Origin of the sequence: Flagellimonas sp. CMM7 (assembly GCF_021390195.1) — a bacterium.
In the GTDB taxonomy this organism is placed as follows: domain Bacteria; phylum Bacteroidota; class Bacteroidia; order Flavobacteriales; family Flavobacteriaceae; genus Flagellimonas.
The window spans coordinates 3893972-3906781 of sequence record NZ_CP090003.1; the positions used below are offsets into that span (position 1 = coordinate 3893972).

10 protein-coding genes are annotated in these 12810 nt (G+C 38.1%); 3 read left to right on the plus strand and 7 right to left on the minus strand.

Annotated elements, in window-relative coordinates; all coding sequences use genetic code 11:
- Positions 1 to 132: 132 nt before the first annotated feature.
- Positions 133 to 2019: a tetratricopeptide repeat protein gene (locus tag LV704_RS17565; protein ID WP_163422420.1), complete on the minus strand. Its 1887-nt coding sequence runs from the start codon at positions 2017 to 2019 to the stop codon at positions 133 to 135.
- A 309-nt stretch (positions 2020 to 2328) separates the two neighbouring features.
- Between LV704_RS17565 and LV704_RS17570 the strand changes: the two genes are divergently transcribed.
- Complete coding sequence (locus tag LV704_RS17570) at positions 2329 to 3942, plus strand: thiol-activated cytolysin family protein (protein WP_163422418.1); 1614 nt, start codon at positions 2329 to 2331, stop codon at positions 3940 to 3942.
- 103 nt (positions 3943 to 4045) lie between these two features.
- Here LV704_RS17570 and LV704_RS17575 read toward each other — a convergent pair whose 3' ends face one another.
- From LV704_RS17575 to LV704_RS17595, 5 genes are all read right to left on the minus strand, one after another.
- Positions 4046 to 4906, minus strand: a complete 861-nt coding sequence (locus LV704_RS17575; RefSeq protein WP_163422416.1) for an alpha/beta hydrolase — start codon at positions 4904 to 4906, stop codon at positions 4046 to 4048.
- A 115-nt stretch (positions 4907 to 5021) separates the two neighbouring features.
- Positions 5022 to 7193 carry a DNA mismatch repair protein MutS gene (locus tag LV704_RS17580; RefSeq protein WP_163422414.1) on the minus strand — a complete coding sequence of 724 codons (2172 nt, stop codon included), beginning with the start codon at positions 7191 to 7193 and terminating at the stop codon, positions 5022 to 5024.
- Positions 7194 to 7297: 104 nt separating this feature from the next.
- Positions 7298 to 8494 (minus strand): cytochrome-c peroxidase, encoded by a 1197-nt coding sequence (locus tag LV704_RS17585; protein ID WP_233782076.1) that lies wholly within the window; start codon positions 8492 to 8494, stop codon positions 7298 to 7300.
- A gap of 47 nt (positions 8495 to 8541) precedes the next feature.
- Positions 8542 to 9144 carry a short chain dehydrogenase gene (locus LV704_RS17590; RefSeq protein WP_163422413.1) on the minus strand — a complete coding sequence of 201 codons (603 nt, stop codon included), beginning with the start codon at positions 9142 to 9144 and terminating at the stop codon, positions 8542 to 8544.
- Between the two features lie 22 nt (positions 9145 to 9166).
- Positions 9167 to 10672 carry a YfcC family protein gene (locus LV704_RS17595; protein ID WP_163422411.1) on the minus strand — a complete coding sequence of 502 codons (1506 nt, stop codon included), beginning with the start codon at positions 10670 to 10672 and terminating at the stop codon, positions 9167 to 9169.
- Between the two features lie 72 nt (positions 10673 to 10744).
- Between LV704_RS17595 and LV704_RS17600 the strand changes: the two genes are divergently transcribed.
- Both LV704_RS17600 and LV704_RS17605 read left to right on the plus strand, forming a co-directional pair.
- Positions 10745 to 11410: a uracil-DNA glycosylase gene (locus LV704_RS17600; RefSeq protein WP_163422409.1), complete on the plus strand. Its 666-nt coding sequence runs from the start codon at positions 10745 to 10747 to the stop codon at positions 11408 to 11410.
- Positions 11411 to 11496: 86 nt separating this feature from the next.
- Positions 11497 to 11901 carry a response regulator gene (locus LV704_RS17605; protein ID WP_163422407.1) on the plus strand — a complete coding sequence of 135 codons (405 nt, stop codon included), beginning with the start codon at positions 11497 to 11499 and terminating at the stop codon, positions 11899 to 11901.
- On the opposite strand, the gene LV704_RS17610 is transcribed toward LV704_RS17605, so the two are convergent.
- Positions 11898 to 12752: a substrate-binding domain-containing protein gene (locus tag LV704_RS17610; RefSeq protein ID WP_163422405.1), complete on the minus strand. Its 855-nt coding sequence runs from the start codon at positions 12750 to 12752 to the stop codon at positions 11898 to 11900. The genes LV704_RS17605 and LV704_RS17610 overlap by 4 nt on opposite strands.
- Between the last annotated feature and the right edge of the window lie 58 nt (positions 12753 to 12810).

Sequence of the window (12810 nt, forward strand, 5' to 3'; positions counted from 1 at the left end):
TAAAAATCCGTACCAAATTGATGTATTTAGGCTTTGGATGAACGAAAAACTCGATATCCTATATAACTATTTCGAAAGGTTAATAACAACCAAAGAAGTTTGGAGTTTTTTAAGACAACCTCTTTATAACATTCAAAGGGTATTTAAAAAAGAAGTTAAATCCATTTCTTTGTCCAGTTCTAACTTCTTTTTGAGTCGGTATTTGGATTTCAAGATACTTTCTGGCAATACATTTAAAGTAGCCGCAATTTCCTTGGTAGTCAGGTTCATTCTTAAGAAGGCCGCCAAACGGATTTCTTTTTCGGAAATATCGGGGTAGAGGGTTTTGAGTTTTTGGTCAAAGTCGTTGTGCACCTCTGAGAAATAGGATTTAAAGACCTCCCAATCCTTGTCGGAAGCATTCTGTTTTTTAAGGAGCATCACAATACGTCGAAACTCCACCTTGAATTTTTCCGGCGAGCTTTTAAGGTTTTCCAGATTTTCCTTGAGCTCCTGGATAAAGGTGTTCTTTTGAACCAGGTGCAAGGTTTGACTAGTCAATTCCTTTTTCTTGTGCTCAATTTCTTGTTTATAGATTTCCTCTTGTTTTTCGCGTGCTATTCTATTCTTTTTGATACGCTGTCTATATCCAAAGACAGACAATCCGAACAAGCCTAGAGCAGAGGCCATGCCCCCGGCGTAAAGCCCTTTAGTGAGCCTGTCGACCTTGGCCTTTTCATTTAAGGTTTTGATTTCTTCCTCTTGAAGTGCGATTTCGGCTTCCTTTTTTTCGGTTTCGTAGATGGTTTTGAGTTCTTCGATTTGCCTGGATTTATCCCTGCTGAAAATACTATCATTAATTTTTAGATAATTTTCAATATCATTAAATGCTAAATTATTTTTGTTATCTCTTTTAAATGCTTGATATCTATAAAACAAGGCTTGTTTTTTTAAGTCGAGAGCTCCTGCTGAATCTGCAATCTGAATTGTCTTATTTAAATAATCGATTCCTTTCTTTGTCTGACCAGCTAGACTAAAAGCGTTGCCAGTTTCACCTAAATTAGCTATAACATTAAGTATCGAATTGTTTTTCTTATTTATCTTCTCTGCTTCCAACAAGTAGCCTAATGCCTTGCTATATTCCTTCTTCTTAGAATATGTCATCCCAAGGTTACTGAGACTGTTGGCCTGCATATTTGGAACGTCGATTTCTTTCGCTATTTTAAGGGCTTTATCAAACATATCAATAGCTTTATCGTATTCATTTAGCTCAACAAAGACGGAACCCATGTCCACAAAATTATGACCCATATAAATGTTGTCATTTGTAGCCTTATATATTTTTTGAGCGGCTTCATAATGGATAATAGCTTCTTTATAGTTTCCCTGATTGTACTCAATGCTACCAAGTTGAGCATATGAATCTGCATCCCTCCAGGGTTCTTCAGGAACCGTATCCAATACTTTGATGGATTTTAATGTGTAATCATACGCGAGTTTGTAATTGCCTTTTGATTGATACATGCTTCCAACGCTTCCGAGACCATTTCCATAATTCAACCAAAAACCATTTTGCCTAAATATTTCCGTAACTTTTTTCTCCATTTCAATGGCACTTTCTACTTGACCTTGGTCAAAGTCAATTCTAGCTATGGCAGATAGCGTGTTTGCTTCTTGTTTGATATTCGGATGTTTGTTCCAAACCTCTAGAGACTTGTTATAATAATATTTGGCAGAATCAAGGGAAGCAGTAAGCTTATGGTAAACTCCGATATGATAATATGCTTTACCTATATTGGACCAGTCTTTTAGATTTGTTGAGAGTTCCAGACTTTTTCTGGCATATTCCAATCCCTTTTCAGGTTGGTTATAGACTTCAGCATAATACAAATATTCTAGGGTCTTGATTTTTGGAATGCCATCTTCTAGAGTGTTTAGTTGAGCGAGTAAACTATCAATTCTTTCCTGCCCTTGAAGTTGGCCCAAACACCATAATGGAGCAAAAAGAATTGCCGCCAAACAAAATCTTAGTTTTTTCATGAGAGGTTGATTACACCACCAAGATACCCAATAAATCTCTTGGTAAGACATGCCATATTGCACCTCAAAAAGGGTTTGTCCATGTAAAGTCCATACTCATGCAGGTTGCAGGATGGGTCAATAGAATCTATAAAGCCTTGATTTTATTGGTGTTGAAGGATTTTTTGCTTATTGCTTAAATTATCCTTGTCCATGTCTGATTTGAGGTCAATCCTAGGATGTTGTCCATACTTTGTCCATGGTGAAAATTAGGGATGTGCGTTTTTCTACTCTAGGTTTGGAGTGTTGAATCCTAAAAACCAAAAAGTTATGAAAACAAAACACCAAACCTCAAGGGTATTTATGATAATGCTGATAAGTGTATCATTATTAGGTGTAATTTCCTGCGGTAGCGAAATTGAGCCCGTAGAACCACCTGTTGAAACCGGTGGAGGAGAAAATCCTGTGACTGAGACTCCAGAAGAGCCAACTCCTGAACCAGAAAACAATCAAGATCTTGATGCAATCAATGAGGCAATAGCTAACTTAAGCTATGATCCCGAACAAATTTTAAATGTTCAAAGCACGACAGGTACAGACCCGACCAATGACCGAACAAATAAAAACACGGATTTGGGTTGGGTTACAGAATGTAGAACCATTGACTATAACATCCGCTCCAATTTTGAGGACGTAGTGGTCTTTGATCCAACCATAGGTGTAATTTACCCCGGAGCTTTGGTTATTGGGAATGGAGATTTATTGAATGGAGCTCCATTACCCTTGCAAGTTTCCAAGGCGCCGACAAAACTTAGGGTAGATTTGCCTGGAATAGGAGATGGCGGTAATATTACCGTTGATGATCCCACCTTTCAGAATACACAGGCCAGTATTGATGTAGCTCTGGAATATTGGAATGCACAAATCCAACCACAGGGCTATGAAATAGATGCCGATACTTATTTTGAGAAGACTACTGCATATAGTAGAGAACAAATGAGCCTTGACCTTGGTGTAAGCACCGAATGGTCCAAAGGATCATCTTTTGAATCACAATTTGATTATACCAAGACCACAGAGAAAAGAGTGGCAACGCTATTGTATAGACAGGTGTTTTATGATGTGGTTATGGAAACCCCGGAAAGTCCGGCTGCCGTTTTTGGCAATGATGTAGATTTGGCAACGGCTCAGTCCATTCTTTCCAATGAAAGTCCACCAGCCTATGTCAGCTCGGTGCAGTATGGAAGAATTATTATGATGCGAATGGAAACTACGGATACGGAAACCGATGTTAACCTAGAAGCAGTTTTGGAATACAAAACCGCTAAAAAAGGCGCCACAGTTGAAATTAATGCTGAGTATGAGAAAATCATCAAAGAATCGACCATCAATGTGGTGACTATTGGTGGAAACGCACAAGTAGCCACGGAAGTAATCACAGGAAGTGAAATAGAAGAAGGTAAGGGAGGTCTTAACTATGTTATTTCTGAAGGAGCGCTCTACAGTCGTGATAACCCTGGAGCACCAATTGGTTATACCGTTAAGTATTTAAAGGACAACAGAATTGCGAAAATGGGGTACAACACTGACTATCGTGTTGAAAAATGCACCACATTTGAGTATGTCCATAAAAATGCAAAGCTTAGAAAAAAGATCCTGGTTGATGTACGCTTCCGATTCTCCTATAAAGTGAAGGGCACACAGACGGTAAAAGAGACTGAATGGGAAAAAGTGAATAAACAGAACATATTCTTTAGCATGGCCCCGCCTGAAGGGGCACATGGAGTAAACATCCAATTCCAATTCTGGGATGGAGTCTGGAGAACATTGGGCGAGCAATCTCTAGGATATTTGGATAAGGAATACTGTTATGAGGCTTACTGTTCCAAACGCTTTTTGGGTGTTTGTACAGAATATACTTTTCAAAGCGTCAATTGCAATTAAATAAGAACAGTTCAAGCAGCTGGCCGCTCAGGTTGGGTTCAACAACCTGATGCCGGCTGTTATTTTGTTTTATAAAGCTGAATAGGTAGGGTTTCTTATTGGTTTATGTAACGCTTTGGTACTTTAATACATGCTTTGTTATGGCATTTTCTAGTTCATGATACTTAGTTTGAATAAGCCAATGACCCGAATCCAATTCTATAAACTCATAATCATTTTTCATGTATTGATGACTTTCATTGACAGCATATGAACCTATCGCAATGTCCTTTTTTCCCCAAATAAATAAAGTAGGAACATTAATATCTCCCAATATTGTGTCTTTTGCAGCTTTCTTTAATAACGTATAGTTACTTCGATAATAATTTATGGATGCTGTCAGTTGTTTTGGGTTTCTAAAAACCTTCAAATAATCATCAATTTCACTCGGCTCACTGTTCTTCCATAACTTTCTTAATATTTTAAAGTCATCTTTTCTAATTCCTTCTTCTGGAAGATATGGCAACTGAAAGTTTTTGACATATTGACTCATTTTACGTTGTTCCGTATCCGCTACAATTGCTTTTCCAAATGCTTGATAATGAGGAACAGAGATTCCAGTCCAACTTAAAATTCTGTCTTGATAATCATGAACTATTTTCCAGCCAATAATGGCTCCCCAATCATGACCAACAAGATGAAATTTTTGTGTATTTAGAAACTTGGAAATACCTAAAATATCCTTAGCTAATTTATCTAAACTATAGTGTTTTTTGCCCTTCGGACAAGCGTCTTTGCTGTACCCCCTTAAATTAGGTGCTACGCAATAGAAGCCTTTTTCGGAAAAGTGAGACATTAACTTTTTCCACATATATGAAGTCTCGGGCCAGCCATGTAAAAAAATCACTAATTCGTTTTCTTTATCGCCATCAGTTCGGCAATCGAAGATTAAATCGTCAATCTTTACTTTAATAGTTTCTTGCATGATTAGGAATTAAACCAAGTGTTAAGGTAAGGATTGTTTGAATGCTGAAATGTATTCAACATAGATCTTCTTTAGCAACCGTGGCTTCTTGACTCCGCTTGAAATGACTCAAAGACTATTTTTTTGCCTCTACTAATTCCAGCTGGTCTATGCTTACATTGGTCATGAACATACCATAATTGACAGCGGCCTTGTTTTTTTCCAGGGTATCAATAGTGCCTACTGCTTTCCCATCAAAAAGGCGGACGCGATCTCCTATTTTAAAGACAGGTCTGGGTTTGTTCTTTTCTTTTTGAATTGCCTTTTTCTTTTCAACCTTCTTTTCTTGCCTAACCTTTACAATTTTTTGCTCTAGCTCTTGGGCCACCTGTTTCTTTTGAACCTGTTTTGCTTTTGCCTGTTTTGCTGATGTTTTTTTACGTTTGCTGTTTTCGGTTTCTACTATTCTCAGCAACTCGGAGATTAAAGGCCGCTTTTTGTTGTCTATAAAATAGCGCTCAGCGGCTGTATTGATTTTATCACCTAATTGAATCATCCGTTGGTTATGATCATACAATTCTTGATAGTTTTCCAGCTTGGACTTGATTTTAGCATTTAGTTTTTCCAAACGTTCTGCTTCATCACGCGCTTTGGTTTCTTCATCTTGCAACCGGGAACCAGTCTGGACCATTTTGGACCGCTCTTTCTGTAGTTTGGCTATGGTCGCATCAAAACGCACCTTGCCACGTTCAATCTTTTTCTTGGCCTTATTGATTAAACTATAGGGGATGCCATTTTTTTGTGCTACTTCAAAAGTAAAAGAGCTTCCAGCTTCTCCCAGGATCAATTGAAAGGTGGGTTCTAAAGTTTTGGAGTTGAACAGCATGTTGGCATTGGTGGCATGCGGTAACTCATCAGCTAAAGCTTTTAAATTGGCATAATGTGTAGTGATAACCCCATACGCTTCGCGCTCATAAAAAATTTCCAAGAAGGCCTCAGCCAGCGCACCACCTAATTCCGGGTCACTACCAGTTCCAAATTCGTCAATTAAGAATAGGGTTTTGTCATTGCACCGTTTTAAGAATTGATTCATGTTCTTAAGACGATAGCTATACGTGCTTAGATGATTTTCAATAGACTGGTTGTCTCCTATATCGGTTAATATCTTATCGAACAGACAGACTGTACTACGTTCATGCACTGGAATAAGCAAACCACTTTGTAGCATCACTTGCAAAAGCCCTATTGTCTTTAACGTGATGCTTTTTCCACCAGCATTTGGGCCAGAAATAACGATTATCCTATTTTCTTTATGTAATTGAATGGTTTGTGGCCATGTCTTTTCTCGTTTGAGTTTGTTGGTCAGAAAGAGTAGGGGATGATAGGCATCTCGCAGAAAAAGTTCTTTTTTTTCATTGATTTCTGGGAGCAAGGCGTTCATGTCAGAAGCATATTTGGCCTTAGCTGCTGTAATGTCTAAATGAATAAGGTAGTTTTGATATTGTTTTAAAAGATAATCATAAGGTCTCATGGTATCCGTAAGCTGGTTTAGGATACGTTGGACCTCTTCTTTTTCTTCAAATTCAAGATTACTGAGTTCCCTAACAAAATTGAGGGTTGTCTCTGGAACAATGTAAACGATACTGCCCGTTTTGGAACTGCCCATCATTGTTCCCTTTACTTTTTTACGGTGCATTGCTTTCACCGCTAAGACTCTTCGGTTTTCAACAACAGATTCACGTATGTCATCAAGAAAATCCAGTGATTGGCATCTAGTCAGGGCAACACCAAAACTCTGATTGATTTTGCCGCGAACTTCATTGATTTGCCTTCGTATATGGTGCAGTTCAATAGAAGCATCATCTCTGATTTCTCCAAACTTATCAATGACATTGTCTATAGCGACGGGAATTTCAGTATTGACTTCCAATTGTTCAGTACTGGTAAAAAGGAGGGGGTAGTATTCTTTGAATTTTTTAAAGAATTTCTGATGTAGCCCAACAGTTTTGCAAATACCGCCTATTCGCCTGAACCCAGAAATTTCTAAAGTCGTGTTTTCAATCTTCAATAACTTCAGTTCCCCATTGATAGTATCAAAACCATGGTTCGGAATTCTATTATCATTAGAAAAAGATGCTAAATACTCTGATGTTTGCCCTAAAATCTTCAATAAAAGTTCCTTGTCAGCAATAGGCTTAACTTCTAGGGCCGTTTCTTTTCCCAATTCTGTATTGCAGCGTGCAGAAACCTGTTCCAATACTGTTGGAAATTCTAAATCTTGAAGTGTTTTTGGATGTATGCTTTGCATTTTCTTTTACTAGCAGCGCAAAGATAGGTATTCAGTCCGCTTAAAAAAGAGATGGACAAGAATAGAGAAGGAACAGATGTGAAGATTTTGAGAAAACATAGGTTTTAGTTAACGAAGCCGCCAACAGGTAACCCACTGGGTACATTTTCTGGAATGGTTTTGTCAAAATCAGGATCATTCAATGTGTTCAGGAATGAAATGATCAAGCCCATTTCTTTTACTGATAGTTCCAAGTCATGAACAAAAGGGTCAAATTGGGATGGATGTACATTTGGATTGCGAACTTTACCCTTGGAAATATCCTCATAGAATTCCAGCACCCTCCTTAAAGTCATAAAACTGCCATTGTGCATGTACGGGGCTGTGAACCTAAGGTTTCTTAAAGATGGAGTTCTAAAGGCGAAACTGTCTTTTGCACTTATATCCGCAATCCCAAAATCTACAAAAGGTAGTTTTGAATTCTCCGGAACCCCCAGAACGTGCATCTTATAATCAGAGAACATTGGGCCATTATGGCAATTGACGCACCCAACTTTTTTAAATTGTTCAAACCCATCTTTCTCACTAATTAAAATAGCCTCTCCATCACCCCTCATATATTGATCAAAACGAGAATTGTTGTTAATCAGAGTTCTTTCAAAAGCCGCAATGGCTTTTCCTAAATTTTCAATGGTAATGGGTTCTGCATCATTAAACGCATTCTTAAATAGTGTTTGATACTCAGGAATATTTTTTAATCTATCTATAACCACCAGTAAAATTTCATTTTCTGTAAAACTGCGACCACGCATTTCCTCAAAAGCCTTAATGGGCTCCAATGCTTGTTTTTCAAGGCTTTTTGCCCTGTCGTCCCAAAACATGGGTGCATTCTCTGGAGCATAAGGTTCGTGGTTTTGTATTCCGTTAAAAGCCGAATTCAATATGGTCTGAGCATTTCGTTTAACAAAAGGAATATCATTTTGAGCATTGAATTTTCTTTTACTTCCGAGGCCTTTGGCATTAGTGCCTATAGAAATATCCAAAAAATCCGCATACCCCATATCTGGATGATGGCATGTTGCGCAAGAGATGTCTTTATTTCCTGATAATATGGGGTCATAAAACAGAAGTTTGCCCAGAGCTTCTTTTTCTATGGATGAAGGGTTGCCTTTTGGTGATACTACACTTTTGGGTAAAGCACCTACAGCAGGAAAATCCTCAGATACAGCTGCAACTAAAACCTCCTTCGATTTTGGACCTCTGCATCCTAAAACAAGGGCTACCGTCCAAAATATCAAAAAAATTTGCGTGCTCTGTTTCAAACTGGAGACATTTAGGATTCTAAAGATATGAGGAATATGCCGTCGGATCAATTATAGACGCGAATGACTTCACCGTTTCCTTTTCCGTTTACACTTCTTATATAGGCATTAACTGCTTTTTCCATTGAAACTGGGTTGTGACCTGGAAAGTAGTCTTTGTATTTTTCATATGCGTCCACTACCATTCCCAATGAAACTACGTTAACTCTAATTCCATTTTCAATTTCTAAAGCCACAGCCTGTACAAAACTGTGTATTCCACCATTTACCATTGCTGCACTTGCTGTTTTTACAACAGGGTCATCGGCCAAAATACCTGTAGACAAGGTAATTGAACCGCTAGGATTTAAAAAATGTTGTCCAATACGAACCAAGTTTACCTGTCCCATCAATTTACTCTTAAGTCCAATGTAGTAGTCATCCTCGGTCAAGTCCTTAAAATCCGCCCATTTGGCTTCACCAGCAATACAGATGATGGCATCTAGTTTGCCAGTTTGCTTAAACAGGTTTTCAATGGAACTACTGTCGGCAATATCCACGGTGACATCACCAGAGGTTCTACCAGCAACCAACACTTCATTTTTTTCTGAAAAGTAACTGGTCACTTTGTTTCCAATAGTTCCTTTTCCTCCAATAATCAATATTTTCATTTTAGGTATTTTCTAATCTTACTCAAAGATAAATACTAATTGTAAGTGTGGACATTGCTAGAATACCTAAAAGTAAAACCAACGGCCAAACAAACTTTAACCATTTGTCATAACCTACATTGACCAACGCAAGAGATGCCAAAATGATTCCTGTGGGGTTAATGAATTTAAAAAGCCCTACGCCATATTGATATGCGTTCACCATAATTTCCCTGCCAACACCAACATTATCTGCCAAAGGTGACATTATAGGCATAGTTAGCACTGCCATGCCTGAAGAAGAGGGGATAAAAAAAGTTAAACCACTATACAGCAAACAGGTAACATTAATAAATAAGCCTTTATGCATGCCCGAGGTTAACTCACTTGCATAGAACAACAAAGTATCACTAACCTGGCCGTCCTCCATCAGAACCGTTATTCCTCTGGCGATACCGATTATAAAAGCCACACCCAATAGATCCTTTGCTCCGGACATAAACTCAGTCACAAATTGCTTTTCATTAAGCCTGGTGATAAAACCGATTAATAATGCTCCAGCAAGAAAAACAGAGGTCATTTCCAAAAACCACCATCCTAATTGTGAAACACCATAAACCATAATTACAAAACAGCATGCAAAAATGAATAGTACCAGTCTTAGTTTTAATGTCAGCTTTGAAACTACAGACGCCTTTGCGCCCAAAAACAATTTTTCTATTTCTTCCTTTTGATTATAAATAATGGATTTCTCAGGATTTTTTTTGACTTTTTGCGCATAGCGTATAATGTAAACTATACAAACAATAAGCCCAAGCAATAACATAATAAGACGACCGTTCAAGCCCACGGTCCAATTAATCCCAGCTGCATCTGATGCAATAATGGTGCTAAACGGATTGACCGTTGATGCTAAGGTTCCAATTGAAGAACCAATGTAAATTGAAGCGATACAGGCAATTGCGTCGTACTTGGCAGCCAAGAAAATGGGAATTAGAATTGGGTAGAAGGCAATGGTTTCTTCCTCCAGCCCAAAAGTAGTTCCTCCAAGCGCAATTAAAGTAGTCACCATTATAATGAGTACAAATTCCCTACCCTTGAGTTTTTCAGCCAACCATGCAATTCCGGCTTCAAAGGCCTTGGTTGCATTTACAATGCTTATTAAACCGCCTATGATCAAAACAAGTAAGATGATATCCGCAGATTGCATGATACCCTTTAAAGGGGCCTGGATAAAACCAACGAGACCTTGAGGTTGTCCTTCCAATTTTCTATAGGTGTTTGGAATGCTTATGGGTTTGGAGATGGCTCCCTCTTTGAATTTTTCTATTGGAATTTGAATTGTTAGTTCATTAAGGTTTTTTTGAGTAGCGGGAAAGCTGATACTTGTTTCCTGTGAAGTTCTAATCAATGTATTCGTTTCACTGTCATACGAAAGACGGTCATACTGGCCAGCAGGAATAATCCAGGTTAGGAGGCAGACAATAGCAGCGATAATGAACAAGACGGTATGTGCTGTTGGAAATTTTAATTTTTGAAGAAAAGACATTGGTTAATTTTGAATATTAGACACAAGGAAAGATATTATTTTTAGATTTATCCAAAGAAATAAGAAGAATTAATGAATGTGAATATAGACCCTAGCTGGAAACCCCATTTACAACCTGAGTTTGACAAACCCTATTTTCAGCAACTGACTCAATTTGTAAAACAGGAATATCAACAGTATACTTGTTTTCCTAAAGGGAAGGATATTTTTGCCGCATTTGATCATTGTCCATTTCAAGAGACCAAAGTTGTTATTATAGGACAGGACCCTTATCATGGACCTAACCAGGCCAATGGATTGTGCTTTTCTGTAAAAGATGAAATTCCCCATCCACCTTCACTAGTGAACATTTTTAAAGAAATAAAGGTTGATGTGGAACAACCGTACCCCAAAAGCGGGAACTTAGAACGATGGGCACAGCAAGGAGTACTGCTTTTAAATGCAACTCTCACAGTAAGGGCGCATGAAGCAGGAAGTCATCAAAAAAAAGGCTGGGAGGAGTTTACAGATGCCGTTATAAAAACAGTATCCTCTAAACAAGAAGGTATTGTTTTTTTGCTTTGGGGAGGGTTTGCAAAAAAGAAATCAATCTTGATAGATAAAGCAAAACATCACATACTTACATCTGGCCATCCTTCACCATTAAGTGCAAATAGAGGTCTTTGGTTTGGTAATCAACACTTTAGTAAAACCAATGCCCTGTTGGGTAAAATGGAAAAAAGGTTGATAAGTTGGTGAATTACTTCTTGAAAGGGTTTTCTTAAAGTATGATAAGAATTCGTACGTTTACATACTAACACAACCATCAGAAAATTCTTAATAAATTGCGCAGACTGAAATCAGTTTTACTCGTCGATGACGACGATACCACGAACTTCTTAAATAGGTTTTTTGTAAAACAATTGGATAGCGGTTTAACGGTCAATACAGCCACTAACGGAAAAGAAGCTATTCACTTTTTGGAGACCACTTCAGATGAGGATTTTATGCCATGCTTACTCATTTTGGACACCAATATGCCTACAATGAATGGTTGGGAATTCTTGGACGCTTTTGATAAAAAGTTTGATGAGGGTTTTAAAGAAAAAATTGTGGTAGTTATGTTAACCGCTTTGGATACTGAAGAAACCACAGCTTTGGCATTGGCAAACCCTAATGTGAAGGGAACCGGCCAAAAGCCACTTTCCGACCTAAAATTTAAGGCATTAATTAAGAAATATTTTTCCTAGACTCTAGAGTATAGAAACACTTTAGAGCTTTTCACCTCATCGATAAGTTGTAGACTTATGAGTCTATTTTGTACTTCATCCAAGGTTTTTAAGGCCATTTGATTTTGTCCCCAGGTTGTTCGTGAAAGCCAATCTTGAATATCCTCTAATTGCTGACGGTATCTATTTGCCAAAGTACTATCAATACTTGGTATTTGTTTGAATTCAATAGTATAGGTATTAATAACTTCTAGGATGTGTTTCAGTAATTCTCCATTAGACTTTAAAAAAGCATTTGTAGCAGCGATAACAAAACAGGGCCACGGGGTGGGGCAGTCTCCAAGCCTTTTAAAGAGACCTTTGTCCACCAATGGTTTTGTTGTAAAATGCTCCCACATAAAATAGGCACCCGAGCCTTCACTAAGGTTTTTAACGGCACCTTCTAAGTTGTCTATTATTTCAAATTGAAGTGTATCTGTATTCCAGCCTTGGTCCTGTGCATGCAGGTATGCCATTAAGTGACTTCCACTTCCCATGCGACTTATAGCAATTTTGTCTTTTTCTAATGTTGCTATGGATGTGCGTTCGCTGTTGTTGGCAACGTGAATTCCCCAAAGTAGAGGGGAAGAGATATACTCTTGTACAATTTTGGATGGATTTCCTTGAGAAATACTTTTAACCAGACCTTCGGTAAGTATAATAGCCAAATCTGTTTCACCATCCTGTAGAAGCTGGCACATTTTTCCTGTGCCTTCTGGAACATCTGTCCATTCTAAATGTATGCCCCGGTCTTCAAAAGCGCCTTCTTCGATGGTTAAATGCCATGGGAGATTAAAATGTTCGGGTACACCAACTATTTTAACTGTTTTCATAAGGTTTTAAAATAGACAAAAATATAGCGAAAATATAGCGAAAATAAGATCAAGCCAA

What these genes read in the sequence shown, in the direction of transcription:
- LV704_RS17565 (WP_163422420.1), bottom strand. Translation starts at nt 2,019, where the DNA reads ATGAAAAAACTAAGATTTTGTTTGGCGGCAATTCTTTTTGCTCCATTA.
- LV704_RS17570 (WP_163422418.1), top strand. Translation starts at nt 2,329, where the DNA reads ATGAAAACAAAACACCAAACCTCAAGGGTATTTATGATAATGCTGATA.
- LV704_RS17575 (WP_163422416.1), bottom strand. Translation starts at nt 4,906, where the DNA reads ATGCAAGAAACTATTAAAGTAAAGATTGACGATTTAATCTTCGATTGC.
- LV704_RS17580 (WP_163422414.1), bottom strand. Translation starts at nt 7,193, where the DNA reads ATGCAAAGCATACATCCAAAAACACTTCAAGATTTAGAATTTCCAACA.
- LV704_RS17590 (WP_163422413.1), bottom strand. Translation starts at nt 9,144, where the DNA reads ATGAAAATATTGATTATTGGAGGAAAAGGAACTATTGGAAACAAAGTG.
- LV704_RS17595 (WP_163422411.1), bottom strand. Translation starts at nt 10,672, where the DNA reads ATGTCTTTTCTTCAAAAATTAAAATTTCCAACAGCACATACCGTCTTG.
- LV704_RS17600 (WP_163422409.1), top strand. Translation starts at nt 10,745, where the DNA reads ATGAATGTGAATATAGACCCTAGCTGGAAACCCCATTTACAACCTGAG.
- LV704_RS17610 (WP_163422405.1), bottom strand. Translation starts at nt 12,752, where the DNA reads ATGAAAACAGTTAAAATAGTTGGTGTACCCGAACATTTTAATCTCCCA.